Origin of the sequence: Roseateles sp. YR242 (genome assembly GCF_900109745.1) — a bacterium.
GTDB lineage: Bacteria > Pseudomonadota > Gammaproteobacteria > Burkholderiales > Burkholderiaceae_C > Roseateles.
In genome coordinates, this window is the sequence record NZ_FOAV01000014.1 from 94,049 (window position 1) to 120,474 (window position 26,426).

Below are 26,426 nucleotides of genomic sequence, written 5' to 3' on the forward strand. Positions count from 1 at the left end.
AGCCGGCATTGTCAGGCCTGGAACTACGGTGTTTCGTCGAGCTTCAGGCGCAAGGTGGCCAAGGGGTCGGAACCCTCGGGGTTGAGCCGCTGGGCGGTGATGAGGCCGTTCGGGAAGCGGCGCAGGTCCACCTGCCAGCCCAGCTGTTCAAAGCCCTGGTCGCCCATCGCGCGGTAGGGGGTCTTTGCCCAGGGGCGGCCTTTGAGCCAGTCGAACAGCGCCTGCACCGGCAAGGCCTCGCCCAACAATTCCTGCGTCAGCGCGTCCAGCGTCTCGTAGCTGCGTTCTTCATCAGGGGTGCGCACCGTGGCGCCACCGGGTTGCCAGGACACGCGGGCCACCAGGCTGCCCATCGGCGTGCTCATTTCCAGACGGCCTTGCGCGGGGTCTCCCAGCAGTTCGAAGTTGGCGGTGACGTTCTGGCCGCGCGGCTGGCCGCCCGGGCCTGCCGGCACCACCAGGCCGATCCGGCCGGTGAGCCGGGGAGCATCGGACAAGGCGGCTGCTTCCTGCTCGGTCACCTTGGGCACGCTGTTGCAGCCGCTCAGCCATAGCGCGGCGGCGGCTGCTGCCGCCAGGGTTGCACGCCGGCGCATCAGGGGCGCACCTGCAGGCGCTGCAGCGTGTTCTTGACGGCTTCGTTTTCCGGGTCGCGTTTGATGGCGTCTGCAAAGATGCGCCGCGCCTCGTCCTTCTGGCCGCCGGCCCACAGTACTTCGCCCAGATGGGCAGCGATCTCCGGGTCCGGGCGGGAGCTGTAAGCCTGGCGCAGCAGGCGTTCGGCTTCACCCATGCGGCCCAGGCGGTATTCCACCCAGCCCATGCTGTCCACGATGAAGGGCTCGCCCGGTGCGAAGGTCAGGGCCTTGGAGATCAGGTCTCGCGCCTCTTCCAGCCGCTCATTGCGGTCCGCCAGGGCGTAGCCCAGTGCGTTGTAGGCGTGATAGTGCTGCGGCTTGATCTGGATGACCTTCTGCAGCAGCGCTTCCATTTCCTTCATCTTGCCGAGCTTCTCGGCCATCATGGACTGCTCGTAGAGCAGGTCCGGCTCTTCACCATTGGCGGCCACGGCCTGGCCGAGTACGTCATAGGCCGCCTGCCACTGCCGGTTTTCACGCAATAGCTGGGACTCGGCCATGACCTTGGCGCGGCGTTCCTGTTCCTGGTCGGCGGGAAGGGCCTGCAGCAGCTTGCGGCCCTGCTCCAGCTTGCCCTGGCGCGCCAGCAGCGAGGCCCGGCGGTAGGCGATGTCGATATTGCCGGGCGCGGCGTCGATCTGGCTGAGGCGGGTGTCGGCGGACTTCAGGTCGCCGCGCATCTCCGCTGCCTGGGCCAGCAACAGCAAGCCTTGCTGGCGCGCTTCGCGCTCGCCCAGTTCCAGGCGTTCGCGCTGCGCCGGTTGCTCGTCCAGCAGGCGCATGTAGCGCTGAAGGGCGTTCTCGGCGGCGTCCGGGTGTTGCAGATCCAGTTCCAGAGAGCCCAGCGCCAGCCATGAGGTCAGGTTCTCCGGCGCGTCCTTCGTCAGCACGCGGAATTCACGTGCTGCATCGGCCGGGCGCTGCGCACGGGCCAGCGCTCGGGCGTAGGCCTGGCGCAGTGACTGCTTGTCCGGATGGGCTTGCAGCTCGGCGGTGACCAGCGCCTCGGCCTCGGGGCGCTGCGGCAACAGCTCCAGCGCCATCAGCAGGGGCTCGTCCCGTTCCGGGAAATCCTTGGCGGCGGCACGCACATGGACCAGTGCGGTTTCCGCATTGCCGGCCATCTGGGCCAGGCGCGCCAGCACCATCAAGGACACAAAACGCGTTTCCGGCCGGGCTGCCGTTTCGCGCAGCAGCGGCTCCAGCGCTTCCTGGACTTTCTTGGGCTCCGGGCTGCGAGCGAACAGTGACGGGATGCCGGCCAGCAGGTTGGCCCGCGCATCGGGTGCATTCATGCCCAACAGGGCGCGCAGCGGCGGTGCGACTTCCGCCGGGCGGTTCAACAGCGCCAGCAGCTGGATCAGCGTGCGATGCGCTTCCTGGGAGGTGGGCAGGGTGTCCCGCCAGGCGCGTGCCGCGATGACGGCCCGGTCTCCCGAGCGCGCCTGCAGCGCAATGGCCACGACGCGGCGGAACAGTTCTTCGTCCTCGGCGCGGCGGGCGGCATCCAGCAGCACCTGGAAGGCGCCTTCGGGCTCGTTGTTCTGCAGGGCCATCTCGCCGATCAGCAACTGGTAGAACATCGGCGCGTCGAGGTCCGAGTTCGAGATGGGTTCGGGTGCCGAAGCGGCCGAAGCTGCCGCCGGGGGGGCGGAGGCAGCCGCCGGTGGCGCCGAGGCGGCCGGTGCCGCGGGTTGGACGGACTGGGCGTGGGCAGCGCAGCTCAGGGCGAGGGCAGCGGGGATCCACCAGGGGTGGCGCACGGAGGCGGGCATGAGAAAACTCCTGAACTGACTGACGCGAATGAGGCAAGGGAGGCGCCAACCCATTCTATGGAACCTGTGCGCGACTCCTGGGTAGTGCCCCACGCCTATCATTCAGCCATGCCAGAGTTGCCAGAAGTTGAAGTTACACGTCTGAGCTTTGCCTCAGCGATCGAAGGGTCTCGGGTGCTGGATGTGCGGCTGGGGAAACCGCTGCGCTGGCCCCTGGGGGTGGACACCGGGCGGCTGGTCGGCCGGCGTGTCGGGGCGGTGCAGCGGCGGGGCAAATACCTGTGGCTGCCGCTGCGTGCCGAAGGCCAGGCCATCGACATCCAGGATCCGGCCCGTCCGTTGCCAGCGGAAGGCGGCCTGCTGCTGCACCTGGGCATGTCCGGCTCGCTGGCCTTCCGGGCGCAGCCGCCAAGCGCGGGCCCGCACGACCATTTTGAACTGGTCACCGACCGGGGCGTCTTGCGCCTGACCGACCCGCGCCGTTTTGGTGCGGTGGTCTGGTCCGAGGGCCTGGACGTGGCGCCAGCGGCGAAGTTGCTGGGTGGCATGGGGCTGGAACCATTTGATGAGGCGTTCAACGGCGCCCACCTGCACCGGGGGTTTCAGGGGCGGCGGGTGGCCATCAAGCAGGCCATATTGGCTGGTGATGTGGTGGTAGGCGCTGGCAATATTTACGCGTGTGAAGCGCTGTTCATGGCGGGCATTGACCCTCGCCTGCCGGCCGGCAAGATCAGCCGCCCGCGGGCCCAGCGGCTGGCGCAGGCGCTGACCCAGGTGCTGGGCGAGGCCCTGGAGGCCGGCGGCAGCACGCTGCGAGATTTCAAGGATGCCCACGGTGTAGCAGGCAGCTTCCAGATGCAGGCGCGGGTGTACGGCCGGGAGAAGGAGCCCTGCCGGGTGTGCGCCACACCGCTTCGGCGCATCGTGCAGGGGCAGCGGTCGACCTTCTTCTGCCCGGTCTGTCAGAAGCGTTGATCGAGAAGCGTTGATCGGCGGCCCGCTGCCTTCCTGCCACCGCACGGCAGCGCCCGCGCGATACTCCTGCTCCTGATGACCGACGACGACCTCCAATCCCGCGTGCATGCCCTGCGCGGCGACTTCGCGCCGCTGCTGCTGGCCTGGCAACGCCGTGACGGGCGCCACGACCTGCCCTGGCAGAACACCCAGGACCCCTATCGCGTCTGGCTCTCCGAGATCATGCTGCAGCAGACGCAGGTGGCCACGGTGCTGGGCTACTACAAGCGTTTCCTGGAGCGCTTTCCGGATGTGGCCGCCCTGGCCGCTGCGCCACAGGACGAGGTGATGGCCGCCTGGGCCGGGCTGGGTTATTACAGCCGCGCCCGCAACCTGCACCGCTGTGCCCAGACCGTGATGGAGCGCCACGGCGGCGCCTTCCCACGAACGGCCGTTGAGCTGGCCGAGCTGCCCGGCATCGGCCGCTCCACGGCGGCGGCCATCTCTTCCTTCTGCTTTGGCGAGCGCGTGGCCATCCTGGATGGCAACGTCAAACGGGTGCTCAGTCGCCTGCTGGCCTTTGACGGCGACCTGGCGCAGCAGGCGCAGGAAAAGCGCCTCTGGCGCCAGGCCGAGGCCCTGCTGCCGCTCTCTGAAGCCGACATGCCGGCCTACACCCAGGGCCTGATGGACCTGGGGGCCAGCCACTGCGCCTCCCGCCAGCCGCAATGCCTGTTGTGCCCGGTGGCCGGCCTGTGCCATGGCCGGGCGGAAGGCGACCCCGCCCGCTACCCGATCAAGACCCGCAAGCTCAAGCGCGGCCAGCGAGAAAACTGGTGGCTGTGGCTGGAACACGAAGGCCGCGTCTGGCTGCAGCAGCGGCCCAGCGAAGGCTTGTGGGGGGGCTTGTGGACCTTGCCCATGTTCGACAGTGAAGCCGCGCTGGACGCCCATAGCCGCTCCATGGGCGTGGCGGAACTGGAGCCGCTGCCCCGCGTGCAGCACGCCCTGACCCATCTGGACTGGGTGCTGCATCCCCGGCGCGGGATGCTGACCGGGCCGGTGGACAGCGCCACGCCTGGCCACTGGGTGGCGCGGGAGCAACTCCCGCAATACGCGCTGCCCGCGCCGCTGAAAAAGTTGCTGGATTGACCTGAGGCGCGAGTGCGCCGATCCCGCTATCCTCGCCCCACGATGTCCGCCGCCAACAAATCCCCCCTCAAGAGCGCGCTCGAGTCTGCGTTCGTCGCAATCCTCGTCTGGGGAGCGTGCCTGTGGTTCCTGGTCTCCGAGACCCAGGCAGGCGACGTCGCTCCCGGCCGGGTGGTGGTGTTTGCGCTGGGCCTTTGCGGTGCCCTCTTTGCGCACTGGGCCTACATGGGCCTTGCTGTCAAACGGGCGGGGCGACGCGTGTGGCCCTGGATGCTGCTGCTGGTGTTGACCTTCCCGATGGGCTCGGTCATTGTCGGCATCGTGCTGGCCAGCCAGGCCGAGGAGGCAGAACGGAAGCGACCGGACACCGCAGGCGGCCTGGGCTGACTCACGCGCCGGGCATGGCCCTCAACGCGCATCCAGCTCCCGGTGCCGCTTGAGCACCTGCCCGTGATAGGCGAACTGCTTCGCCAGCGTCTCCACCAGATAAACCGAGCGGTGCTGACCCCCCGTGCAGCCGATGGCCACGGTCAGATAGCTGCGCTGGTCCGCGCCGAAGTTGGGCAGCCACTGCGCAATGAAGGCGCCGATCTGGCTCAGCATCAACCGCACCTCGGGCTGCTGTTCCAGGTAGTCCGCCACCGGTTGGTCGCGGCCGGTGAGGGGGCGAAGCTCGCGGTCGTAATACGGGTTGGGCAGCACGCGCACGTCGAACACAAAGTCGGCATCGCTGGGCACACCATGCTTGAAAGCGAAGGACTGGAACACCAGGGTCAATGAAGAACCGCTGGCACGCACCAGGTCCCGCACCCAGGCGCGCAACTGCGCGGGCCGCAACTGGCTGCTGTCGATCACCGTGGATTCCATGCGCAGCGGTGTCAGCAGCTCACGCTCCAGGGCAATGGCCTCTTGCAGGGCGCGATGGGTGTCACTGTCTTCGTTCCCGGCGCGCAGTGGGTGAGGGCGGCGGGTTTCCGAGAAACGGCGCAGCAGGGTGTCGTTATTGGCATCCAGGAAGATGCTGCGCAAGGCCACGCCGTTGAGGCGCAGTTCCTTGATGTGCAGCAGCAACTGCGGCAGCGAACCGGCGCTGCGCACATCCACCGCGATGGCCACGCGACGCTTCGAGCCGCTTTCCTTTTCCAACTTCAGGAAATGGGGCAGCAGCTCGGGCGGGAGGTTGTCCACGCAGAAGAAACCCGCGTCTTCCAGCGCATGCATGGCGATGGACTTGCCGCCGCCCGACATGCCGGTGACCAGCACCAGATCCGTGGTGTGTGCGGCCTGGCCCGCCAGCGTGTTTTCTAACGGCGGGATCATGGCTTCACCTTCCGGCCCCGGGCCACGGGTTCGGCAGCCGCGTCGGCGGCCGGTTCGATGGCGCGGGACGAATGAGCCAGCATTTCCTGCGCATGCGCCAGGCTGGTGGAGGAGAGGCGTTCACCCGCCAGCATGCGAGCGATCTCGGCGACACGGGCCTCGCCCTGGATGGGTTGCACGTCCGAGCTGGTGACGCCACCGCGCGCGGCCTTGGCCACCAGGAAGTGCTGATCCGCGCAGGCGGCGACCTGCGGCAGGTGGGTCACGGCCAGCACCTGGACGTGTTGGCCCAGTTGCTTCATCAGGCGGCCGACGGTCTCGGCCACGGCACCGCCCACACCGGCGTCGATCTCATCGAAGATCAAGGTGCCGGCACCGCTGTTCTTCTGGCTGGTGGTCACCGCGATGGCCAAGGCAATGCGGGACAACTCGCCGCCCGAGGCCACCTTGCCCAGCGGACGCGGGGTACTGCCCGCATGGCCGGCCACCAGGAATTCGGCGGATTCCAGGCCAAACGCCTGCGGCTCTTCCTGTGTCTGCAGCGCCACCGCAAAACGGCCACCGGCCATGCCCAGCTGCTGCATGGCCTGGGAGACGGCCGTGGAGAGCGCCGGGGCGGCCTTGGCCCGCGCGGTGCTGACCTGCCTGGCTTCGCGCTGATAAGTCTTGAGCGCCTGCGCCTGGCGGGCCTGCAAACCGTCCAGATCGGTGGCGGCGTCCAGTTGAGCCAGCTCGGCCTTCCACTCCTGCAGCAGGGCAGGCAGTTCCATCGGCGGGCGCCGATAACGGCGGGCCAGCGTCACCCAGGCGGAGACCCGTTCGTCCAGTTGCTGGAGGCGGTCCGGATCCAGGTCGGCGGCATTCAGGTAGCTGCCCAGGCTGTGGGCGGCATCCTGCAGTTGGGCCTGTGCACCGAGCAATGCGTTGACGGTGTCCTGCAGGCCGGCGTCGTAGGCCAATACATCCTGCAGGGCAGAGAGCGCGTCGTCGGTGAGGGCCTGCGCGTTGATTTCAGCTTCGCTGATGCCTTCCAGGGCACCGCGTGCAGCGTCCATCAGCGACTGGGCGTGCGAGAGGCGCTGGTGTTCCGCGTTGAGTTCCTCCCACTCGTCGTCCGCAGGCGCGAGGCGGTTTAGTTCGCCGATCTGCCAGCTCAGGCGTTCGTGTTCACGCGCCAGGTCGGCCTGGCGGGCCTGGGCGGAGGCGAGTGCTTCGCTGGCCTGGCGCCATTGCGCGTAGGCGGCGGCCACCGGTTTGCCGTCGATCTGGCCGAATTCATCCAGCAGCTGGCGTACGCTGGCCGGGCGGGTCAGGCCTTGCCAGGCGTGCTGGCCGTGGATGTCCAGCAGGTGTTCGGCCAGTTCACGCAGTTGTGCGACCGTGGCGGCGCTGCCGTTGATCCATGCACGGCTCTTGCCTTGGGCGTCGATAACGCGGCGCAGCAGCAATGTGGCGTGTTCGTCCTCGGTGGAGAAGCCACCTTCTTCCAGCCAGGTGAGCACGGCCTCGGGCCGGTCGAACTCGGCGCTGATCTCGGCGCGGCTGGCGCCTTCTCGCACCACGGCGGCCTCGCCCCGGCTGCCCAGGGCCAGTTGCAGGGCGTCGATCAGGATGGACTTGCCCGCGCCGGTCTCACCGGTCAGGGCGGAGAAGCCGGAGGCGAAGTCCAGCTCCAGTTCCGGCACGATCACGAAATCTCGCAGGCTCAGGCGGCGCAGCATGTCGGTGAGTCCTTTAGTCGCTCAAGTCAGCTCACGCCTTCGTACCAGCGCAGCTTGCGGCGCAGCGTGGCGTAGTAACTCCAGCCACGTGAATGCAGGAATTGGGCCCGGTGCTGGGAGCGCCGCACGGTGATGCAGTCTCCGTGCAGCAGGCTGGCCAGGCTCTGCATGTCGAAGTTCACGCTGGCGTCTCGGCCGGCCACGATGGTCAGGCGCACCTCGCCAGAATCCGGCAGCACGATCGGCCGGTTGGACAGCGCATGCGAGGCGATGGGCAGCACCACCCAGCCGGCGATGCCCGGATGCAGGATGGGGCCGCCAGCGGACAGGGCGTAGGCGGTGGAACCGGTGGGGGTGCCGACGATCACGCCGTCTGCCCGCATGTTGGCCACGAACTCGTCGCCCACATCCACGCGCAGTTCCACCATCGCGGCGGTGGCGCCGCGGCTCACGACCACGTCGTTCAACGCCACGCCGGAGAAAATCTGCTCACCGTCCCGCAGCACGGCGCCTTCCAGCATGGAGCGGTGCTCGCTTTCGTAGTCGCCCACGAAGATGGCCGCCAGCGACTCCTTGTACTGTTCGGCCGAAATATCGGTGATGAAACCCAGCCGGCCCTGGTTGATGCCCACCAGGGGCATCCCGTAGCGGGCTACCTCGCGGGCGAAGCCCAGCATGGTGCCGTCCCCGCCGACCACCACGGCCAGGTCGCACTGTTGCCCCATTTCGGCGTGCGAGAGGGCGGGGAAGGTAGAGATGCCGGTACTTTCGGCTGTTTCCTGATCCAGGGAAACATCCAATCCCTGGTCGGCCACAAAGCCGGCAATCTCCTCCAGGAGCGGGCGGATGCCCCGAGCCTGGGGCTTGCCGACGATGGCCACATGACGGAAGCGCTTGGACATATGCGGAGAATTACACCACAGCGCCATGGCGCCGCCGGGCGGCCCCTCCGGAGTTCAATACAATGAAATCATGCTCGACGAGCGCGCCAAAACCCTTCTGAAGACCCTGGTTGAACGCTACATAGCGGACGGTCAACCGGTGGGCTCACGCACGCTCTCAAAAGCCTCGGGTCTGGAACTGAGCCCGGCGACCATCCGCAACGTGATGGCCGACCTGGAAGAACTGGGCCTGATTGCCAGCCCGCACACCAGTGCCGGCCGCATCCCGACCGCCCGGGGCTACCGGCTGTTTGTGGACACACTGCTGACGGCCAAGGCCTCGGCAGCGGCGGCCGGGGGAATGGGGTCGGAGGTGTCGTCCCTGGAATCCCAGCTGTTGCCGGACCAGCCGCAGCGGGTGATTGCGAACGCGGCGCAGCTGCTCTCCAGCCTTTCCAGCTTCGTGGGCGTGATCACCGCGCCGCGCAAGAGCAGCGTCTTCCACCATATTGAATTTCTGCGGCTGGGTGACCGGCGGGTGCTGGTGATCATGGTGTCCCCGGAGGGGGATGTGCAGAACCGGCTGGTGTTCACCGCGCAAGACCTGACCCATTCGGAGCTCACTGAAGCCAGCAACCGGCTCAATGCCCACTATTCCGGACTGAGCCTGGACGTGGTGCGAGACCGGCTGCGCAACGAGGTGGACGCGCTGCGAGGCGAGATTGCCTCGTTGATGAGCGCTGCGGTGGATGTGGGCACGCAGAGCTTCGAAGAACACGAGCCGGTGATCATCTCCGGCGAACGCAACCTGCTGACGGTGCAGGATTTCAGCCACGACATGGGCAGCCTGCGCCGGATGTTCGATCTTTTTGAGCAGAAGACGCAGTTGATGCGGCTGCTGGATGTGTCGAGCCGGGCGGAAGGGGTGCGTATCTATATTGGTGGGGAGAGCCAGGTGGTTCCGTATGAGGAACTGTCGGTGGTGTCCGCGCCGTATGAGGTGGATGGCCAGGTGGTGGGCACGCTGGGCGTGGTCGGGCCGACGCGGATGGCGTACGACCGGATGATCCAGATCGTGGACATCACGTCGCGGATGGTGAGCAACGCGCTGTCGCAGAAGTAGGGCGGGGCTGCGTCTTCGCTTGAGTAGAATCGCCGGCTCTCGCTGATCGTTCAGGGGGCCGTTAGCTCAGTTGGTTAGAGCAGAGGACTCATAATCCTTTGGTCGCTGGTTCAAGTCCAGCACGGCCTACCACCTTGGGGCATCGGGAGCTGAAGACGACTGCTTCTGCTTGGCGGACTAGTTTCGTAACGTTGCCTCGAACAAACCGCGGCCACCGGTTAGCTGACAGCGTGATGGAACCGTGTGACTCGAGTCCAGAACATGCAGCCATAGATGGGCGCCATCGAAGCTTTGCCGGTTTCGAACTCGAAGTGCACCGGTCGGTCAGCCTTCGCGGACGTGACCGTGGCGACCTCCGTCACCGGGAAACTCGGCGCTTCGCTTCGCTTGATGCCCTTGAAGTTTCCCCACTCGGCATCAACGCCATATCGAGGATCGAGAGATGAAACTTCTCCTCGATAACACCCGGTGATCCGTCGCGTGGTAATGACCCACCAGCTCTGAGCCGTGAAGTACGCGCTTGCGATAGGAAGCTCGCAAGAACACTCGCCCCAACTTTTTGGGGAAGGGCTTTTAGACACAGTTCCCTATAAATGATTGTTGCTGTGGTGCAAACCCTGCACGCAGTGAATTCCCACATGGCCTTTCCAGTGCCATATCGGCACACTTCCGTCTGCTGTTCTTGCCTCCATTCCCATGCTGCTTTTCCGTGTTTCTCGTTGGGCTGCCTGGTCGCCAGGACTGCCGACACAGGACCGTTGGCAGGAATGGTGTCAGGCCCCAGATCTCACCGCATTGGCCGGCGACGCCGTACCCGCGCTCACTGAACTGCCAGCGATGACCCGCCGGCGCCTCGACCCCATGGGTCGGGCCGCGCTGCAGGTCGCGTTCGAGGCGCAGGGCCCTGCAAGTACCGGTCCCGTGGTCTTCGCCTCCCGTTGGGGCGAGATTACACGTTCGGTCTCGCTGTTGCGGGAGCTGACTCAAGGGGAACCCTTATCCCCCACGGCCTTCAGCCTCTCCGTGCACAACGCCAGTAGCGCTGTGTATTCCATCGCCCGGAACGACACCGCCAACTTCGCCGCGATCTCCGCCGGGCCTTGCAGCTCCGCCGCTGGCGTCTGCGAAGCCCTGGGTCTGCTGGCCGATGGCGCGCAGCGGGTACTGGTCGTGAGCGTCGAGGCTCCGCTGCCTGCGCCGTACGAACCCTTCGAGACCCACCCGCTGCCCATCCGCGCCTGGGCTGCCCTGATTGAATCCGGCGGAAACCTCCGGCTGGAGGCTGCCCCCGCGCAAGCCTTCCCGGACGAGCCACTGCCGTCGGACTTGGCCGTGCTGCGCTTCCTGACGGGCGCCACGCCCATGCTCCATCAACCCGGCTGGCGCTGGACACGCCATGAGTAAGCGCCTGTCCTGGCCAGGGCGACTCTGGCGCGTGGCGGCGACGGCCATTGCCTTCTTCACATTCGGCATCGGCGGTCTGGTGCTGGGCATCGTCGTCTTCCCGTTGCTCAACCTGCTGGTCCGGTCGCCGGAACGCCGCGGCCACTGGGCCCGCGGGTTCATCGGCACACTGTTCCGCCTGTTCATTGGCTGGATGCGTCTGCTGGGCTTGGTGACCTACGAGCTGCATGGCCTGGAACGCCTGCGCCGCCAGGGCCTGCTGGTCCTGGCCAACCACCCGACGCTGATCGACGTCGTGTTCCTCATCGGCCTCGTGCCAAATGCGAATTGCGTGGTGAAGTCAACACTTGCCACCCACCCATGTACGCGAGGACCTGTTCGAGCAACAGGATATATCTGCAACAATTCAGGCTCCGACCTGCTACAGAACTGCGTGGACGCGCTGACAGCGGGGGGGAACCTGATCATCTTTCCCGAAGGCACGCGCACCCGCCCCGGGCAAACCCTGACGATGCAACGGGGGGCCGCGCAGATTGCCGTGCGCGCCGCCCTGGACATCACCCCGGTCCACATTCACTGTGAGCCGCTGGGTCTCTACAAGGGGCAGCCCTGGTGGCGTGTGGCCGAGCAGCCGTTGCATTTCAGCATCCGGGTGGCCGAGGACATGCCGACAGCCCCCTTCCTGGAAGCAACAGGTGGCGAGGCCTCCCTTGCGGCCCGCCGCCTGACGGAACATCTGGTTCGGTATTTTTCTCGCAATCTTAATAATCAAAACTTGATCTCGGGGAGCCATGCAAGCGCTGGAGAAAGAAATCAAGGAGTTGCTAATCTCGGCACTCCAGCTGGAGGACCTGAGTCCTGACGATATCGACGCGAACCAGTCGCTGTTTGTCGAAGGGCTGGGGCTGGACTCCATCGATGCACTAGAACTGGGCCTGGCATTGCAGAAGCGCTACGGCGTGAGCATGGCCGCAGACTCGGCCGAGACCCGCCGGCACTTCGCCAGCATCCGCGCACTGGCGGAGTTTGTCTCCGCCAATCGCAAGCTGAGCGCCTGAGCGCGTACCGCCCGCCACCATCGAGATCCGGCCATGACCGACCAAGACATCTTCGAGCGCCTGCGCACTATCCTGATTGAGACGTTTGACATCGACGCCGAACGCATCACGCCTCAAGCGCGCCTCTACGAGGACCTTGACATCGACAGCATCGATGCCGTGGACCTCATCGTTCGACTCAAGCCGCTGGTGGGCAAGCGGCTGCAGCCCGAGGCCTTCAAGGCAGTGCGCACGTTGCAGGACGTGATCAACGCGCTGCAGGGGCTGCTGCAGTCCGGGACGGGCGCCGCGGCCAACGGCGAGTACGAGGGCGCGACCGCGTCCTGACAGGGTTTCACGATGCGTTGGGCCCTCGTGCTGGCCCTGACGGCCGCCTATCCCCTGCTGGTGTTCGTGAGCCTCGGACACATCGAGCCGCGCTACATGGCGCTGCTGCTGCTCGTGCTGGGCCTGCTGCGCATGGCCACCGGCACCGGCGGGCAGGTGCAGGCGCGCTGGATCGTCGCGGCCGCGCTGCTGCTGGCGGCGCTCACGGCGCTGCTGAACCAGAGCCTGCCGCTCAAGCTGTATCCGGTGCTGGTCAACCTCGCCATGCTCACGCTTTTTTCCGTCAGCCTCGTGCGAGGCCCCAGCGTCGTAGAGCGGCTGGCGCGCCTCACCGACCCCCACCTGCCGCCGCAAGCCATCGTCTACACGCGCCGCGTCACGCAGATCTGGTGCGGCTTCTTCCTGGTCAACGGCGGCGTGGCCCTGGCCACGGCGCTCTGGGCCAGCGAACGCATTTGGGCGCTTTACAACGGACTATTCGCCTATGGTCTTATGGGCCTGCTGATGGGTGGTGAATGGCTGGTGCGCCGGCGCGTGCGCGCCAGAATGGCGACTTCATGAAGCCGAGCGAACGTCTGGCGAGCCTGCTCGCCCAGCCCGTGGATGCCGCCGGCGCCGTCGGCTGGCGGGGCGCCGTGCCTGTGTCCTGGAGCGACTTCAGCCACCTGGCCCGTTCCTGGCAGACCGCCTTCGAGCTGGCCGCCGGGCAGTGCTTCGTGCTCTTCTTCAGTGATGGCCTGGAATTCGCGGCCGCGCTCTTCGGGCTCTGGCAGGCGGGCAAGCAGGCCTGGTTGCCGGGGGACCTGACGCCGGCCACGCAGTCCGCCCTGCGTCCGCATGTCGCCGGCTGGGCCGGTGACGGCGCGGGAGTGGACGGCGTGCCGCGTCTGCAGGCCGCGGAGCGCGCGGCCCCATTCGCCACGAAACCGCTGTCACCACAGGCCGAGGGGCTGGTGGTCTTCACCTCCGGCTCGACCGGTGCCCCCACCGCCTGTGTCAAGCAGCTGCGTCAGCTCTTCGACGAGGTCGATGCGCTGGAACAGGCTTTTGGCGCGCCGAGCGCCGGCGGCACCGTGGTGGCCAGCGTGTCGCCGCAGCACGTTTACGGCCTGCTGTTCCGCGTGTTGTGGCCATTGGCCACGGGGCGGACCCAGCAGGCCCGCACGCTGGTCTATCTGGAAGACCTTGCCGAGCTGCTGCCTTCCGCGCAAGCCGGCAGCCTGGCAGCTTCTTCACCCGCCGTCCTGGTGGCGAGCCCCACTCATCTGGGCCGCCTGCCTGTGCAGGTGCCGGCAGAGGCTGCCCGCGTGCGGCAGGTCTTCAGCTCCGGTGCGCCGCTGCCCGATTCGGCAGTGCCGGACGCGCTGCGTGTGTTCGGCCACGCCCCCATAGAAGTGTTTGGCAGCACCGAGACTGGCGGCGTCGCCTGGCGGCAGCGAAACCGCGCAGCGCCAGTCTTCTGGCAGGCTCTGCCTGGCGTGCAATGGCGTCTGGACGATGGCCGGCTGGAGCTCCGCTCGCCTCATCTCCAGACGGATGACTGGACTCCTGGCGCCGATCGGGCCGTGGCGGTGGCCAGCGGCTTCGAGCTGCAGGGGCGTGCCGACCGGGTCGTCAAGATCGCCGAGAAGCGCGTGTCGTTGCAGGCGGTGGAAGAACGCCTGTTGAAGGGGGGCATGCTGTCCGCACTGCGCCTGGTCATGCTTGACGATCCGCGCGTGCAGCTCGGCGTCGTGGCTGTGCCATCTGCCGAAGGCTGGGCGCTGCATGACAGCGCCGGCCGTCGCGCTCTGGCGGGAGCCCTGCGTCAACAGCTGCTGGGCGTGGTGGAACGCGTCGCCTTGCCGCGCCGCTGGCGCTTTCTGCCGGAATTGCCGCGCAACGCGCAAGGCAAATCCACCCAGGCGCGCCTGCTCTCCGAGTTCGACCCGCGTCGTCCCGCCTTGCGCGAGATCACCCGCGAGGGCGGCAAGGTGATGCTCACCCTGCAGGTGGACGCCGCGCTGCCCCAGTTCGACGGCCACTTCCCCGACCACCCGGTGCTGCCCGGCGTCGCCCAGCTGGAGTGGGCGGTGCTGTTCGGCCACGAGTGCTTCGACATCACGGGAGCGTTCTCCGGCTTGGAGGCGCTCAAGTTCCAGCGCGTGGTCACGCCCGGCACGCAGCTCATGCTCACGCTGGAATGGCAGGCCGCGAATCGTCTGACGTTCCAGTACCAGTCCGTGCACGGTCCGCATGCCAGCGGTCGAGTGCTGTTCGGAGCCCCGACATGACGACTGCCACCATGACCGTGGGCGCGGTCATTCCGGTCTACAACCATGCCGTTCCGGTCGTCGGCGTGGCGCGCGCCCTGCGTGCCCACGGGGTGCCGGTGTTGATGGTGGATGACGGCAGCGAGCCCGTCTGCGCCGCAGCGCTGGACCGCCTGGCAGCCGAGGACGGCATCCAGCTGCTGCGCCTTCCCGAGAACCAGGGCAAAGGCGGGGCAGTCATGGCGGGCCTGCGCCACGCGGCTTCGCTGGGTTGGACCCACGCCCTGCAGATCGACGCCGACGGTCAGCACGACACCACCGACGTGCCGGCCTTCATCGCCCAGGCGCGCCAGCACCCCGCGCACTTCATCTGCGGCTGCCCGCTGTATGACGCCAGCGTCCCCAAGGGACGGCTCTATGGCCGGTACGCCACTCACATCTGGGTCTGGATCAATACGCTCTCGATGGCCGTGCGTGACTCAATGTGCGGCTTTCGCATCTACCCGCTGTCGCCCACTATCGCTGTGCTGGACCGCAGCCGCATCGGCCGGCGTATGGACTTCGACGTCGAGATCGCCGTGCGCCTCGTCTGGGCCGGTGTGCCGGTGATCAACCAGCCGACCCGCGTGCGCTACCCCGAGGACGGCGTCTCGCATTTCCGGGTCCTGCGCGATAACGTGCTGATCTCGGCCATGCACACCCGCCTCTTCTTCGGCATGTTGTGGCGCGCCCCGCGCCTGCTTTGGCGCAGGTGGGCCGCATGAGCTCACGGCACTGGGCGGCGATGGGCGAAACCACCTTCGTCGCTGGCATCTGGGTGCTCTTCGGCGTTCATCGCCTGCTGGGCCGCGCGGTCTTCCGGGTGCTGCTCTGGCCGGTGGTCCTGACCTACTGGCTGGCGCAGCCCGCGCTGCGCGCGCACAGCCTCGGGTACCTCCGCCGCCTCCAGCCCCAGGCCGGATGGCCCGAGGGCCTGGCCCACGTGCGCCTGTTCGCCGAGACCATGCTGGACAAGCTGCTGGCCATGGCCGGCCGCTATCCCATGGACCATGTGCATGAACGCGGCGCCGAGGTCATTCACGAGCTGGCGCGTTCCGGCCGCGGCGGCGTGCTGGTGACCGCCCACATGGGCTGCCTGGAGCTGTGCCAAATGCTGGCCGAGCGCCGGCCCGACTTCAAGGTCAACGTGCTGGTGCACACCCGCCATGCGGAAGCCTTCAACCGCATCCTGCGCCGCCTGCGGCCGCACATCGAGGTGGCGCTCATCGAGGTGAGCGACCTGGACATGGCGCTCACACTCAAGCTCGCGGACAAGGTAGCGGCCGGGGAGTTCATCGCCATCGCGGGGGACCGGGTGCCGGTGCGTGGCAGCAAGACGGTGCGTGTGCCCTTCCTCGGCAGCGAGGCTGACTTCCCCGTTGGCCCCTACCTGATCGCCGGCCTGCTGGGCTGCCCGCTCTTCCTGATGCTCAGCCTGCACGAAGGCCGGGGCTACGCCCTCGAATTTGAAAAACTGGCGGACGTCGTAGAGCTGCCCCGCCGCTCGCGCGAGGCCGCCATGGCGGCCTATGCGCGCCGTTTCGCCGACGCCTTGACGCTGCGGCTGCACCGCTCTCCTTATGACTGGTTCAACTTCTATGCCTTTTGGGACCGCGCCCACCCTGCCCCCCATGCCGCACATCACGTTTGACGGGCAACGGCTGCGTATCGAGGACATCTGCGCCATCGCCCGGCGCGAGGCCACGGCTGAACTTGGCCGCGCACCGGCGTTCCAGTCGCGCATCCAGGCCGGCGCCGATTTCGTCGCCCGACTGCTCGCCGAGGACGGTGTGGTCTACGGTGTCACCACCGGCTACGGGGACTCCTGCACCGTGGCCGTGCCACCTTCCCTGGTGCCCGAGCTGCCGCACCACCTCTACACCTACCACGGCATCGGTGCTGGTGCGCTGCTGACCGCGCCGCAGACGCGCGCCGTGCTGGGCGCGCGCCTGGCGTCGCTGTGCCAGGGCATGTCCGGCGTAAGCCTGGACCTGCTGCGCCAGATCGAGCTGCTACTGCGCCATGACCTCATGCCGCTGATTCCCAGCGAGGGCTCGGTGGGTGCCAGCGGCGACCTCACGCCGCTGTCCTACCTCGCCGCCGTGCTCTGCGGTGAGCGCGAAGTGAGTGTCAACGGAGCCACCGTGCCCGCCGCCGACGCGCTGCGCGCGGTCGGTGCCACGCCGCTGCGGTTGCGTCCCAAGGAAGGCCTGGCCATCATGAACGGCACAGCCGTCATGACCGGTCTGGCCTGCCTGGCCTTCGAGCGCGCCGAGTACCTGGCCCGGTTGGCCACCCGTCTTACGGCCATGAATGTGGTTGCCAGTGCGGGCAACGCCCACCACTTCGACGAGACCTTGTTCGCCGCCAAGCCCCATGCGGGCCAGCAACTCGTGGCGGAGCGGCTGCGCGCGGACCTGGCCAGCGACCGCCCGTCGCGCAACGAGCAGCGCCTGCAGGACCGCTACTCGCTGCGCTGCGCGCCGCACGTCGTGGGTGTGCTGGAGGATGCGCTGCCCTGGCTGCGTCAGCTGATCGAGAACGAGCTCAACAGTGCCAACGACAACCCGCTGATCGACCCCGTCAACGAACGTGTGCTGCATGGTGGCCACTTCTACGGCGGGCACATTGCGATGGCCATGGACACGCTCAAAACAGCGGTGGCCAACGTGGCGGATCTGCTGGACCGCCAGCTCGCGCTGCTGGTGGACGGGCGCTACAACCATGGCCTGCCGGCCAATCTCTCCGGCGCTACCGGCGAGCGGGCCGCCATCAACCATGGCCTGAAGGCGCTGCAGATCAGCGTATCCGCCTGGACGGCCGAGGCGCTGAAGCAGACCATGCCGGCCTCAGTCTTCAGCCGTTCGACCGAATGCCACAACCAGGACAAGGTCAGCATGGGAACCATCGCCGCGCGTGATGCGCTGCGCGTGCTGGACCTTACCGAGCAGGTGGCGGCCGGCGTGCTCATCGCGGCCCGTCAGGGACTGGCGCTGCGTGAGCGCCTGACCCCGCTGGCGCTCTCGCCCGCTGTGGCCGGCATGCAGGCCGACCTGTCCGAGCGGCTGCCGCTTGTTGTCGAGGACCGGGCGCTGGACCGTGAGCTGCGCGGCCTGGTGGACGCCCTGCGTGCACGTGCGTGGAACCTGTATGCCTGAGCTCTGGCACGAAATCGAACTCAGCCCGGCGTTCCATGATCTGGACCCGATGGACATCGTCTGGCACGGCAACTACGTCAAGTATCTGGAGTTGGCCCGCAATGCGTTGCTTGCCCGGTTCAACTATGACTATCCGCAGATGCGAGACTCGGGCTACGCCTGGCCCATCGTGGACATGCGGCTCAAGTACGTGGACATGCTGCCCTATGGCCGGCGTGTGATCGTACGGGCCGAGATCGTTGAATGGGAGAACCGCCTCAAGATCGAGTACGTGATCCGTGACGCCGAGACCGGGAAGTCCATCAACAAGGCCCACACGATCCAGGTGGCCCTCAGCATCACCACGCGGGAGATGCAGTACGTCTGCCCGCCGGTACTCTGGCAGAAACTCGGCGTGGAGCCCGCATGAAGCGTCGCACTTTCCTGATCCAGGGGCTTGCCGCCGGGCCGGCCTGTGGCCTGTCCCTCCTGGCCGCGAACATCGCCCAGGCCGTCCCGGACCTCGGTCAGGCCGTCCACCAGCGCCTGAAGCAGCCGCAGTGGCTGCGCGGGGATTTCACGCAGACCAAGAAGGTGCCAGGCTTCACCAAGCCGCTGGTCTCGCGTGGCGAGTTCGTGCTGGCCCGTGGCCTGGGCGTGCTCTGGCGAACCATCAAGCCCTTCGCCAGCGAGCTGCGCCTCACGCGCGACGAGATCCGCGCTACCCAGGGCGGCCAGACGGCCATGCGCCTGGAGGCCGCTCGTGAGCCGGCGGTGCGTGTCATCAACACGTTGATGTTCTCGCTGCTCAATGGCGATGTGAGCGGACTGGCCGATCTTTTCGACCTCAGCGGCGAGGTCAAGGGCGACAAGTGGCAGCTTGCGCTGCTGCCCAAGCCAGGCCCGCTGCGGCAGGTGCTGAAGCAGGTCGCCCTGGAGGGAGACAGCTTCGTACGCCGGATCCAGCTCTTCGAGGCCAACGGCGACGAAAGCCTGATCCAACTGGACAACCTGCGGCCGGACGCCGTGCCCGAGCCCGGTCTGTTCCAGTGAACCTTGAGCGCGTCACCCGGCGGCTGGCGGGCCTGTGGCTCGTGGTGGTGCTCGCCTGTCTGGCGCACAACGCCTGGTACTGGGCTGTGCAACACCATGCACCGGTCACGGACGTGCTGGCCATGCTGCCGCGCGACGAGCAACGGCCGGTTGCCGCCATGGCCACGCAGGCCCTTGCCGACGTGGGTTCGCGCCGCATCAGCATCCTGGTGGGCGGCGGCGACTGGGCGCAGGCCCGGTCGGCGGCCGATGTCTTCCTGCAGACGCTGGGCGACCTGCCCGCCCGTCATCTGGTCGCCGAGGCCGACCAGCAGGCCTGGTTGGACCTCTACGTGCCGGTGCGCACCCGCCTGCTGACGCCGGCGTCACGCGCCAGGCTGGCTGACGCGAGCACCGCCGAACTGGCGGATGTCGCGCTTGCCGGGCTGTACCAGCCCATAGCGGGTCCACGCGCCGGGCGCTGGTCCGACGATCCGCTGAACCTTTTCGGCCAATGGCTGGCCGAGCGTGCCCAGGGCAGCCGCGTGCGGGTGCAGGACGGTCGCCTCATGCTGACCGACCCCGATGCGCCGCAGCACCATTACGCGCTGATTCTGATCGAGCTACCCGGTTCCGGGTTTTCCATCAGTGCCCAGCGGGCGGTGCTGCCGCGACTGGCCGCAGCCGCGCAGGCGGCGCAGGCACACGGCGCCAAGGTCATCCAGGCCGGCGTGCCGCTGTTCGCGGCGGCGGCGTCCGAGCAGGCGCAGTCGGAGATCCACACGATCGGCTTGGGCTCGTTCATCGGCATCGTCGCTCTCACGCTGCTGGCCTTCCGTTCGTTGCGGCCGCGCCTGCTGGTGATGTTGTCGATGGGGGTCGGTCTGGTGGTGGCCACCTCGGTGAGCCTGCTGTGGTTTGGCGAGTTGCACCTCGTGACGCTGGTGTTCGGCGCCAGCCTGCTGGGGGTGGCGGAGAACTACGGCAGCAACTATTTCAGCGCCCGCCAGGGGCTGCAGCCGTCCGAGCGCTGGGCCATGCTGTCGCGCCAGATACCGATCGTGAGCCTGGCTATGGCCACCACGGTCATCGGTTATGCGCTGCTGGCACTGCCCCCATTCCCGGGGCTGCGTCAGGTGGCCGTGTTTTCAGGCGTGGGTCTGGTAGCCGCGTTCGTGACGGTGCTGTGGTGGTTCCCGCTGCTCGACGGCCACGGCCGTATGGCCCCCACGCGCTTCGCCGAGTGGCTGGGGGCGCGGCGCGCGCTCTGGCCCAGCCTGGGCCGTCGCGGCCTGGCCGTCATTTGCCTCGTCACTGCCGTGTTGGCGGTGATAGGTGCCAACCGGTTGCGTGTGGATGACGACATCCGCCAACTGCAGTCGGCGCCGCCCGCCCTGGTGGAACAGCAGCGTGAGTTTGCCAGGCTGATTCAGGCGCCCGGTGTGGCACAGTTCTTTGTGGTGCGCGGGCGCAGCGACCAGGAAATGCTGGAACGCGAAGAAGCGCTGACAGCACAGTTGCGTGGCATGGGCCTGGAGGTGCAGGCCGTCTCCGACTGGCTGCCATCGCTGCGCCGCCAGCATCAGGACGCCACGCTGGCCGTTCGTCGTCTTGACGCGCTTCGACCGGAACTTGCGGCCCGGCTGGAGCAGCCTGTCGACGCGCCCGCCGCCGCTGGCGCGGACCTGTTGCCCTCGGGCTGGCTCACAAGCCCCGCCAGCGAGCCGCTCCGAGCCCAATGGCTGGGCCGTCTCGGCGATGACCACGCCACCGCCGTGCTGCTGCGCGGTGCCAAGGCTCAAACCCGCGACACCCGCGCGGCGCTGGCTGCGCTGCAACTTGACGGTGTGACCTGGATCGACAAGGTCGAGGAGGTCAGCCACCTGCTGGGACGCTACCGCGTGTTGATGACGGGTGTCCTGCTGCTCGGCTACCTGCTCACGTGGGCTGCGCTGGCCTGGCGCTTCGGGTCAGTCTCCTGGCGAGCGCTGGCGCCAACGGCGCTGGCCAGCGTGCTTACCGTGTCGCTCCTGGCTATTTCAGGCCAGGTGCTGCAGCTCTTCCACATCCTGCCCCTGCTGATCCTGCTGGGGTTGGGCGTGGACTACGGCATTTTCCTGCTCGAACAACCCGGGAAGCGAGAGACCCGTCCCTTCCTGTCCGTGACGCTTGCCGCCGCGTCTACGCTGCTGGCGTTTGGCCTGCTCGCGTTGTCCGGCACTCCTGCCCTGCATGCCTTCGGGTTGACCCTGCTGTTCGGGGTCTTCCTGGCCTGGCTTCTCACTCCGTTCTTCATGCCCCATGCTTGAGACCAAGAAATTCTCGCCGCCCCGGCAGAGGGCCTTCGACGCCCGCTTCGACGCTCAGAAGATCGCCTTCGGCCCTGTGGTCTTTCACTGCGTGCGCTATGCCTGGAAGCGCGGCATGCTGGAGGCGCTGGCGGAGGCGGGCGAGCGCGGCATCACGCTGGAAGCGCTGGAAGCCACTGGGCGCTGGACCCGTTATGCACTCAAGCTGGTGCTGGAGTCCTGCCTCTCGGCGGGTGTCGTGCTGATCGAGGCGGGGCGCTGGCAACTGGACAAGACGGGCTTCTGCCTCATCTCCGACGACATCACGCGCATCAACTTCGACTTCGTGCACGACGTCTGCTACCAGGGCCTCTTTGAACTGGAGCGCTCGCTGGACGCAGGCAAGCCGCTGGGCCTGGCACACCTGGGCGACTGGACCAGCATCTATCCGGTGCTTTCGCAGTTGCCGGAGCCCGCGAGATCGAGTTGGTTCGCCTTCGACCATCACTATTCGGACACGTCGTTCCCCGACATCCTGCCGGACGTGTTTGCCACTGTGCCGCGCCGGCTGATGGACATCGGCGCCAACACCGGAAAGTTCAGCCTCGCGGCGCTGGCGCATGACGCGCGCGTGGAATTACACCTCGTCGATCTGCCACTGCAACTGGCTGCGGCTGAGGTGAACCTCACGGAGGCCGGTCACCGGGACCGGGCCAGCTTCCATCCCCGTGACCTGCTGGATCCGGCCGTGCCACTTCCCTCAGGCATGGACCTGGTATGGATGAGCCAGTTCCTCAGCTGCTTCGGCGAGGAGCAGATCGCCAGCATCTTCCGCCGTGTGAAGGACTGTCTGGGCCCCAACGGCCATGTGCTGGTGATGGACACCTTCTGGGACCGTCAACGCTACGACATTGCGGCCTATTGCCTCATCAACACGTCTCCGTACTTCACGGCCATGGCCAGCGGCAACAGCAAGGTATATGAGAGCACCGACTACATCCGCCTGGCGGAGGCCGCCGGCCTGCGCCTACAGACCGTGCGCGACGGCATTGGCTATTGCCACAGCCTGATGAGATTCGTCCTGGCATGAAGCGACGCGACACCATCCGCCTGGCTACGCTGGCCGCCTTGACTGCCACAGTGATGGCGGCGGGCGGGCTGATGGCCGGCTGTACCACGGCGCCACCGCAGCCGCCGCGCAGCTTGCTGCCAGAGCTGCGCTTGCCGCCAGCGGCGCTGGGCACCGCCAGCCACGCCTTGAGCCAGCGGTTGTCCGTGACCCGGCTGGACCGGCCGGATGCTCGACCGCAGCAGGTGGAGGTCCAGCTACAGCTGGACGCTTCCGGCCTGCTGCTGGCGGGCTTCGCCTTCAACCAGCGCGTCCTGCTGATGCAGTGGGACGGCAAGGCGCTGCAGGTCTGGCGCCACCCACGCCTGCCGGCGGAAGTGGATACGGAACGGATGCTGCGCGATCTTTGCCTGGTGTTCTGGCCCGCCGATGCTGTGCGTGCCGCATTGCCCGATGGCTGGCAGTGGATCGAGACAGGCAGCGGCCAGGCGCTCCGCCAAGAACTCCGCCAGGGTAACGAGGTGAGGCTGAGCGTGTCCCGACCGGGAGATCGCCTCGTTGAGATCGTCAACATGGCCGAGGGCTACCGATTGCTGATTGAATCCCAACCGCTGGGGGGAGCGCCATGAACGACGCCGTCTATCTGCATGCCCCCGGGGTGATCTGCGCGGCCGGTGCCAGCCTCCATGAACTCCGGGAAGCGGTATTCGCACCGAGGCTTTCAGGTGTGGCGATGAACACGTCGGTCTGGCCCGGTCATGCAGTGCATCTGGGCGCCGTGGGCGCGGCACTGCCGTCGGTGGCTCATCTGCCGTTGCAGGCGCGCAGCCGCAACAATGCGATGCTGCTGGCGGCGCTGGCCCAGCTCCGTGAGCTCGTGGACGCGACGATCGCCCGCCATGGCGCAAATCGCATCGGTGTGGTGCTGGGCACCAGCACCTCCGGCGTGAGCGAGAGCGAAGCGGCCATCAGCGCCTTTGCGCAAGAGGGCGCACTGCCGCCAGCGTTCCATGTCGAACAGCAGGAACTGGGGTCACCCGCACTGATGCTGACCACTCTGCTGGGCCTGGGCGGGCCGAGCTATGTCATATCCACCGCCTGTTCGTCGGGCGCGAAGGCGCTGGCCAGTGGCGCTCGCCTGATCAAGGCGGGGCTGTGCGACGCGGTGCTGGTGGGCGGCGTGGACACGCTGTGCGGCATGACGGTCGCCGGGTTCAGCGCGCTGGATTCCGTCGACGAGGCCCGCTGCCGCCCGATGAGCGCGACCAGGGCCGGCATCAACATCGGCGAGGGCGCGGCGTTGTTCGTGCTGAGCCGCGAGCCGTCGCCGGTGCGCCTCGCCGGCTACGGCGAGAGCTCGGACGCGCACCACATCTCTGCGCCGGAGCCCACGGGCCGTGGCGCCGTGGCAGCGATGCGCGAGGCGCTGGACCGCGCCGGCCTCACTCCCGCCGACATCGGCTATCTGAATCTGCACGGCACGGCCACCCCGCAGAACGATGCGATGGAAAGCCGCGCCGTGGCCGAGCTCTTCGGCCTGGCGTTGCCGTGCTCCTCCACCAAGCCGCTGACCGGCCATGCGCTGGGGGCGGCCGGCGCCATCGAGGCTTGCATTGCCTGGCTGACCGTGGCGGGTGACGGCCGCCTGCCAGTGCACCACTTCGACGGCCAGCGTGATGCCGACATCCCGGCCATTACCCTGGTGGAACCGGGTCAGCGGCTCGCACAGGCGCCGCGCCACGTGATGAGCAATTCCTTTGCCTTCGGTGGCAACAACGCCACTTTGGTGCTGAGCCGTGGTTGATTCCATCTCTTCATCCTTGCCTTCCATTGCCGAGCTGGTGCCTCATGCGGGCGCGATGAGCCTGCTGGACTGCGTAGTCGCCGCCGAAGGCGAGCGCCTCGTGGCCGAGGTGGTCGTGCCTGAAGCTGGTCTGTTTAACCGCGAAGACGGCGTAGGCGCCTGGGTCGGCCTGGAGTACATGGCCCAGGCGGTGGCCGCCTGGGCCGGCTGGCAGGGCCGCCAGGCAGGCCATGCGCCGCGCATTGGTTTTCTGCTGGGCACCCGCCGTTACCGCAGCGCCGTGGCCCGGTTCGAGCCGGGGCAGCGCCTGCGGGTCGAGATCCAGCGCAGTTATCAAGCGGACAATGGCCTCGGGCAGTTTGACTGCCATATCCACTGTGGCGAGGCTGAGCTGGCCAGCGCCACGATTACCGTTTTCGGGCCGGAAGACCCCCGTGAGTTCCTGAAGGGAGAGACACCGTGAGCACAGTGCTGGTGACAGGCTCCAGCCGCGGCATTGGCCGGGCGATTGCGCTTCGCCTGGCGCGCGATGGGCATGACGTGGTGCTGCATTGCCGCCGTGAGATCGGCCAGGCTGAATCGGCTGCGGCGGAGATCCGAGCGATGGGCCGCGAAGCCCGCATCCTGCAGTTCGATGTGGCCGACCGCGCCGCCGCATCGGCCGCGCTGCTGGCGGACGTAGAGGCCCATGGCTGTTACTACGGCGTGGTCTGCAATGCCGGCATCGCCCGCGACGGCGCCTTCCCGGCGCTGAGCGGCGAAGACTGGGATGACGTCATCCACACCAACCTGGATGCGTTCTACAACGTGCTGCAGCCCTTGACCATGCCGCTGGTGCGGCGCAAGGCGCCGGGGCGCATCGTCACGCTCGCATCGGTGTCGGGCTTGATGGGCAACCGCGGCCAGGTCAACTACAGTGCTGCCAAGGCCGGCATCATCGGCGCTACCAAGGCGCTGGCGGTGGAGCTGGCCAGCCGCCAGATCACCGTCAATTGCGTGGCTCCCGGCCTGATCGAGACCGACATGGTCGATCCAGGCCTGCTGGAGGAGGCGCTAAGGATCATTCCGGCGCGCCGAGTGGGCCGGCCGGAAGAGGTGGCCGCGGTGGTGAGTTTCCTGATGGGTGCCGATGCGGCCTACATCACGCGGCAAGTGATTTCGGTCAACGGGGGGATGGTGGGATGAGCAAGAAGAGGGTCGTGATCACCGGCGTTGGGGCGTTGTCGCCGCTGGGGCATGACGCCGAGACGGTGCTGGACAGCCTTCGGGCCGAGTCCAACAAGGTGCAGCGCATGCAGGCCTGGGCGGAGTACGACGGCCTCAACACCCAGGTGGGAGTACCCTGTGCACCGTTCGAGCTGCCGGCCGACCGCTATAACCGCAAGAGCATGCGCAGCATGGGTCGGGTGGCCCAGATGGCCACCCGGGCCTCCGAGCTGGCGCTCGAGCAGGCGGGCCTGCTGGGTGATCCGCTGGTAACCAGCGGCAAGCTGGGTGTGAGCTTTGGCAGCTCCAGCGGTACGCCCAGCGCCGTGGGCGACTTCGGCCGCATGATGAGCGCCAAGAGCATCGAGGGCATCAATGCCAACACCTACGTGAAGATGATGTCGCACACCGCGACCGTCAACATCGCGGTGTTCTTCGGCATCACCGGCCGGATCATCACCACCAGCAGCGCCTGCACGTCAGGCAGCCAGGGGCTGGGCTACGCGTACGAGGCCATCCTCAGCGGCCGCCAGGTGGCCATGCTGGCTGGTGGCGCGGAGGAACTGGACCCCACCCAGGCGGCGGTCTTCGACACGCTGTTTGCCACCAGCACCAAGTACAACCACGAACCGCGCCTCACGCCCCGTCCGTTCGATGCGGACCGGGACGGCCTGGTGCTGGGTGAGGGCGCCTGCACCTTTGTTCTTGAGGAATATGAGCATGCCAAGGCGCGTGGCGCCCGCATGCTGGGTGAGATCGTCGGTTATGGCACCAACTGCGACGGCACGCACGTCACGCAACCTCAATCCGCGACCATGGCGCAGGCCATGCGCCTGTCGCTGGAAGACGCGGGGCTGCCCGCCAGCGCCATTCCCTACGTGAATGCGCATGGCACCAGCACCGATCAGGGCGACATAGCGGAAAGCCAGGGCACGGTGGCGGTATTTGGCACCAACGTCGCGATCTCGTCGCTGAAGAGCTACATGGGTCATACGCTGGGTGCCTGCGGCGCGCTCGAGGCGTGGATGACCCTGGAAATGATGCGTGCGGGCTGGTTCGCGCCGACGCTCAACCTGGGCCGGGTGGACCCGCGCTGTGGCGAGCTCGACTACGTGCGCACCGGCGGTCGCCAGCTCCAGACCGAGTTTGCGATGACCAATAATTTCGCCTTCGGCGGCATCAACACCTCGTTGATCCTGCGTCGGCTGGACTGATTTTTGTTCGAATCTTGTTAACAAACAGACGG

General features: G+C 67.3%; 27 protein-coding genes and 1 tRNA gene. 23 read left to right on the forward strand and 5 right to left on the reverse strand.

The features are described 5' to 3' along the window. Window positions 1-23 precede the first annotated feature (23 nt). Both BMY53_RS21215 and BMY53_RS21220 read right to left on the reverse strand, forming a co-directional pair. The gene (locus tag BMY53_RS21215) at window positions 24-596 is read right to left on the reverse strand and encodes an outer membrane lipoprotein LolB (RefSeq protein WP_092948482.1); all 573 of its coding nucleotides are present in this window, start codon (window positions 594-596) and stop codon (window positions 24-26) included. Next, complete coding sequence (locus BMY53_RS21220; RefSeq protein WP_177200987.1) at window positions 596-2,413, reverse strand: tetratricopeptide repeat protein; 1,818 nt, start codon at window positions 2,411-2,413, stop codon at window positions 596-598. Before BMY53_RS21220 ends, BMY53_RS21215 begins: the two co-directional genes overlap by 1 nt. A 108-nt stretch (window positions 2,414-2,521) precedes the next feature. On the opposite strand from BMY53_RS21220, the gene mutM reads away from it, so the two are divergent. The 3 genes from mutM to BMY53_RS21235 all read left to right on the forward strand — a co-directional run bounded on the left by mutM (window position 2,522) and on the right by BMY53_RS21235 (window position 4,906). Next, a complete protein-coding gene (gene mutM, locus BMY53_RS21225; RefSeq protein WP_092948484.1) occupies window positions 2,522-3,388 on the forward strand; it encodes a bifunctional DNA-formamidopyrimidine glycosylase/DNA-(apurinic or apyrimidinic site) lyase in 867 nt (288 codons plus the stop codon). Window positions 3,389-3,463: 75 nt separating this feature from the next. Continuing rightward, entirely contained in the window at window positions 3,464-4,519 is a 1,056-nt protein-coding gene (gene mutY, locus BMY53_RS21230; RefSeq protein WP_092948485.1) for an A/G-specific adenine glycosylase, read from the forward strand. A gap of 42 nt (window positions 4,520-4,561) precedes the next feature. Continuing rightward, entirely contained in the window at window positions 4,562-4,906 is a 345-nt protein-coding gene (locus tag BMY53_RS21235) for a hypothetical protein (RefSeq protein ID WP_092948486.1), read from the forward strand. A gap of 21 nt (window positions 4,907-4,927) precedes the next feature. On the opposite strand, the gene rapZ is transcribed toward BMY53_RS21235, so the two are convergent. From rapZ to BMY53_RS21250, 3 genes are read right to left on the reverse strand one after another with little or no spacing between them, the layout of a single operon-like run. Then, window positions 4,928-5,839, reverse strand: a complete 912-nt coding sequence (gene rapZ / locus BMY53_RS21240) for an RNase adapter RapZ (protein WP_092948487.1) — start codon at window positions 5,837-5,839, stop codon at window positions 4,928-4,930. Then, window positions 5,836-7,560, reverse strand: a complete 1,725-nt coding sequence (gene recN, locus BMY53_RS21245; RefSeq protein WP_092948488.1) for a DNA repair protein RecN — start codon at window positions 7,558-7,560, stop codon at window positions 5,836-5,838. Before recN ends, rapZ begins: the two co-directional genes overlap by 4 nt. A gap of 26 nt (window positions 7,561-7,586) precedes the next feature. Beyond that, complete coding sequence (locus tag BMY53_RS21250) at window positions 7,587-8,462, reverse strand: NAD kinase (protein ID WP_092948489.1); 876 nt, start codon at window positions 8,460-8,462, stop codon at window positions 7,587-7,589. A 70-nt stretch (window positions 8,463-8,532) separates the two neighbouring features. Here BMY53_RS21250 and hrcA point away from each other — a divergent pair, with 70 nt between their 5' ends. The 20 genes from hrcA (at window position 8,533) to BMY53_RS21350 (ending at window position 26,394) form a co-directional block, all read left to right on the forward strand. Further along, entirely contained in the window at window positions 8,533-9,564 is a 1,032-nt protein-coding gene (gene hrcA / locus BMY53_RS21255) for a heat-inducible transcriptional repressor HrcA (RefSeq protein ID WP_092948490.1), read from the forward strand. A 55-nt stretch (window positions 9,565-9,619) separates the two neighbouring features. Beyond that, window positions 9,620-9,696, forward strand: a tRNA-Ile gene (locus BMY53_RS21260). A 564-nt stretch (window positions 9,697-10,260) separates the two neighbouring features. Further along, window positions 10,261-10,968, forward strand: a complete 708-nt coding sequence (locus BMY53_RS21265) for a beta-ketoacyl synthase chain length factor (protein ID WP_092948491.1) — start codon at window positions 10,261-10,263, stop codon at window positions 10,966-10,968. Beyond that, the gene (locus BMY53_RS21270) at window positions 10,961-11,830 is read left to right on the forward strand and encodes a lysophospholipid acyltransferase family protein (RefSeq protein ID WP_092948492.1); all 870 of its coding nucleotides are present in this window, start codon (window positions 10,961-10,963) and stop codon (window positions 11,828-11,830) included. Before BMY53_RS21265 ends, BMY53_RS21270 begins: the two co-directional genes overlap by 8 nt. Further along, window positions 11,760-12,026 carry a phosphopantetheine-binding protein gene (locus BMY53_RS21275; protein ID WP_092948493.1) on the forward strand — a complete coding sequence of 89 codons (267 nt, stop codon included), beginning with the start codon at window positions 11,760-11,762 and terminating at the stop codon, window positions 12,024-12,026. Before BMY53_RS21270 ends, BMY53_RS21275 begins: the two co-directional genes overlap by 71 nt. 33 nt (window positions 12,027-12,059) lie before the next feature. Further along, on the forward strand, window positions 12,060-12,353 hold the full coding sequence (locus BMY53_RS21280) for an acyl carrier protein (protein ID WP_092948494.1): 294 nt from the start codon (window positions 12,060-12,062) through the stop codon (window positions 12,351-12,353). Between the two features lie 12 nt (window positions 12,354-12,365). Continuing rightward, the gene (locus BMY53_RS21285) at window positions 12,366-12,914 is read left to right on the forward strand and encodes a COG4648 family protein (protein ID WP_092948495.1); all 549 of its coding nucleotides are present in this window, start codon (window positions 12,366-12,368) and stop codon (window positions 12,912-12,914) included. Further along, entirely contained in the window at window positions 12,911-14,626 is a 1,716-nt protein-coding gene (locus tag BMY53_RS21290) for an ApeI family dehydratase (protein ID WP_177200988.1), read from the forward strand. Before BMY53_RS21285 ends, BMY53_RS21290 begins: the two co-directional genes overlap by 4 nt. Next, complete coding sequence (locus tag BMY53_RS21295; RefSeq protein ID WP_218151280.1) at window positions 14,623-15,369, forward strand: glycosyltransferase family 2 protein; 747 nt, start codon at window positions 14,623-14,625, stop codon at window positions 15,367-15,369. The genes BMY53_RS21290 and BMY53_RS21295 overlap by 4 nt, the downstream gene beginning before the upstream one ends. Continuing rightward, window positions 15,366-16,295: an LpxL/LpxP family acyltransferase gene (locus BMY53_RS21300; protein ID WP_092948525.1), complete on the forward strand. Its 930-nt coding sequence runs from the start codon at window positions 15,366-15,368 to the stop codon at window positions 16,293-16,295. Before BMY53_RS21295 ends, BMY53_RS21300 begins: the two co-directional genes overlap by 4 nt. Then, on the forward strand, window positions 16,276-17,802 hold the full coding sequence (gene hutH, locus BMY53_RS21305) for an HAL/PAL/TAL family ammonia-lyase (protein ID WP_092948524.1): 1,527 nt from the start codon (window positions 16,276-16,278) through the stop codon (window positions 17,800-17,802). Before BMY53_RS21300 ends, hutH begins: the two co-directional genes overlap by 20 nt. After that, on the forward strand, window positions 17,795-18,211 hold the full coding sequence (locus BMY53_RS21310; protein WP_092948497.1) for an acyl-CoA thioesterase: 417 nt from the start codon (window positions 17,795-17,797) through the stop codon (window positions 18,209-18,211). The genes hutH and BMY53_RS21310 overlap by 8 nt, the downstream gene beginning before the upstream one ends. After that, on the forward strand, window positions 18,208-18,834 hold the full coding sequence (locus BMY53_RS21315) for a LolA family protein (RefSeq protein ID WP_092948498.1): 627 nt from the start codon (window positions 18,208-18,210) through the stop codon (window positions 18,832-18,834). The genes BMY53_RS21310 and BMY53_RS21315 overlap by 4 nt, the downstream gene beginning before the upstream one ends. Further along, window positions 18,831-21,122, forward strand: coding sequence for an MMPL family transporter (locus BMY53_RS21320; RefSeq protein WP_092948499.1), 2,292 nt, complete (start codon window positions 18,831-18,833; stop codon window positions 21,120-21,122). Before BMY53_RS21315 ends, BMY53_RS21320 begins: the two co-directional genes overlap by 4 nt. Then, entirely contained in the window at window positions 21,115-22,191 is a 1,077-nt protein-coding gene (locus tag BMY53_RS21325) for an SAM-dependent methyltransferase (RefSeq protein WP_092948500.1), read from the forward strand. The genes BMY53_RS21320 and BMY53_RS21325 overlap by 8 nt, the downstream gene beginning before the upstream one ends. Continuing rightward, entirely contained in the window at window positions 22,188-22,799 is a 612-nt protein-coding gene (locus BMY53_RS21330; RefSeq protein WP_092948501.1) for a DUF3261 domain-containing protein, read from the forward strand. Before BMY53_RS21325 ends, BMY53_RS21330 begins: the two co-directional genes overlap by 4 nt. Continuing rightward, window positions 22,796-23,974, forward strand: a complete 1,179-nt coding sequence (locus BMY53_RS21335; RefSeq protein ID WP_092948502.1) for a beta-ketoacyl-ACP synthase — start codon at window positions 22,796-22,798, stop codon at window positions 23,972-23,974. The genes BMY53_RS21330 and BMY53_RS21335 overlap by 4 nt, the downstream gene beginning before the upstream one ends. Next, the gene (locus BMY53_RS21340) at window positions 23,967-24,437 is read left to right on the forward strand and encodes a hotdog family protein (RefSeq protein ID WP_255370313.1); all 471 of its coding nucleotides are present in this window, start codon (window positions 23,967-23,969) and stop codon (window positions 24,435-24,437) included. Before BMY53_RS21335 ends, BMY53_RS21340 begins: the two co-directional genes overlap by 8 nt. Continuing rightward, on the forward strand, window positions 24,434-25,159 hold the full coding sequence (locus BMY53_RS21345) for a 3-ketoacyl-ACP reductase FabG2 (RefSeq protein ID WP_218151282.1): 726 nt from the start codon (window positions 24,434-24,436) through the stop codon (window positions 25,157-25,159). The genes BMY53_RS21340 and BMY53_RS21345 overlap by 4 nt, the downstream gene beginning before the upstream one ends. Then, a complete protein-coding gene (locus BMY53_RS21350) occupies window positions 25,156-26,394 on the forward strand; it encodes a beta-ketoacyl-ACP synthase (RefSeq protein ID WP_092948503.1) in 1,239 nt (412 codons plus the stop codon). The genes BMY53_RS21345 and BMY53_RS21350 overlap by 4 nt, the downstream gene beginning before the upstream one ends. The last annotated feature ends 32 nt before the right edge of the window (window positions 26,395-26,426 follow it).

Coding starts and splice junctions, on each gene's coding strand:
- BMY53_RS21215 (WP_092948482.1), bottom strand. CDS start 596: ATGCGCCGGCGTGCAACCCTGGCGGCAGCAGCCGCCGCCGCGCTATGG.
- BMY53_RS21220 (WP_177200987.1), bottom strand. CDS start 2,413: ATGCCCGCCTCCGTGCGCCACCCCTGGTGGATCCCCGCTGCCCTCGCC.
- mutM (WP_092948484.1), top strand. CDS start 2,522: ATGCCAGAGTTGCCAGAAGTTGAAGTTACACGTCTGAGCTTTGCCTCA.
- mutY (WP_092948485.1), top strand. CDS start 3,464: ATGACCGACGACGACCTCCAATCCCGCGTGCATGCCCTGCGCGGCGAC.
- BMY53_RS21235 (WP_092948486.1), top strand. CDS start 4,562: ATGTCCGCCGCCAACAAATCCCCCCTCAAGAGCGCGCTCGAGTCTGCG.
- rapZ (WP_092948487.1), bottom strand. CDS start 5,839: ATGATCCCGCCGTTAGAAAACACGCTGGCGGGCCAGGCCGCACACACC.
- recN (WP_092948488.1), bottom strand. CDS start 7,560: ATGCTGCGCCGCCTGAGCCTGCGAGATTTCGTGATCGTGCCGGAACTG.
- BMY53_RS21250 (WP_092948489.1), bottom strand. CDS start 8,462: ATGTCCAAGCGCTTCCGTCATGTGGCCATCGTCGGCAAGCCCCAGGCT.
- hrcA (WP_092948490.1), top strand. CDS start 8,533: ATGCTCGACGAGCGCGCCAAAACCCTTCTGAAGACCCTGGTTGAACGC.
- BMY53_RS21265 (WP_092948491.1), top strand. CDS start 10,261: ATGCTGCTTTTCCGTGTTTCTCGTTGGGCTGCCTGGTCGCCAGGACTG.
- BMY53_RS21270 (WP_092948492.1), top strand. CDS start 10,961: ATGAGTAAGCGCCTGTCCTGGCCAGGGCGACTCTGGCGCGTGGCGGCG.
- BMY53_RS21275 (WP_092948493.1), top strand. CDS start 11,760: ATGCAAGCGCTGGAGAAAGAAATCAAGGAGTTGCTAATCTCGGCACTC.
- BMY53_RS21280 (WP_092948494.1), top strand. CDS start 12,060: ATGACCGACCAAGACATCTTCGAGCGCCTGCGCACTATCCTGATTGAG.
- BMY53_RS21285 (WP_092948495.1), top strand. CDS start 12,366: ATGCGTTGGGCCCTCGTGCTGGCCCTGACGGCCGCCTATCCCCTGCTG.
- BMY53_RS21290 (WP_177200988.1), top strand. CDS start 12,911: ATGAAGCCGAGCGAACGTCTGGCGAGCCTGCTCGCCCAGCCCGTGGAT.
- BMY53_RS21295 (WP_218151280.1), top strand. CDS start 14,623: ATGACGACTGCCACCATGACCGTGGGCGCGGTCATTCCGGTCTACAAC.
- BMY53_RS21300 (WP_092948525.1), top strand. CDS start 15,366: ATGAGCTCACGGCACTGGGCGGCGATGGGCGAAACCACCTTCGTCGCT.
- hutH (WP_092948524.1), top strand. CDS start 16,276: ATGCCGCACATCACGTTTGACGGGCAACGGCTGCGTATCGAGGACATC.
- BMY53_RS21310 (WP_092948497.1), top strand. CDS start 17,795: ATGCCTGAGCTCTGGCACGAAATCGAACTCAGCCCGGCGTTCCATGAT.
- BMY53_RS21315 (WP_092948498.1), top strand. CDS start 18,208: ATGAAGCGTCGCACTTTCCTGATCCAGGGGCTTGCCGCCGGGCCGGCC.
- BMY53_RS21325 (WP_092948500.1), top strand. CDS start 21,115: ATGCTTGAGACCAAGAAATTCTCGCCGCCCCGGCAGAGGGCCTTCGAC.
- BMY53_RS21330 (WP_092948501.1), top strand. CDS start 22,188: ATGAAGCGACGCGACACCATCCGCCTGGCTACGCTGGCCGCCTTGACT.
- BMY53_RS21335 (WP_092948502.1), top strand. CDS start 22,796: ATGAACGACGCCGTCTATCTGCATGCCCCCGGGGTGATCTGCGCGGCC.
- BMY53_RS21350 (WP_092948503.1), top strand. CDS start 25,156: ATGAGCAAGAAGAGGGTCGTGATCACCGGCGTTGGGGCGTTGTCGCCG.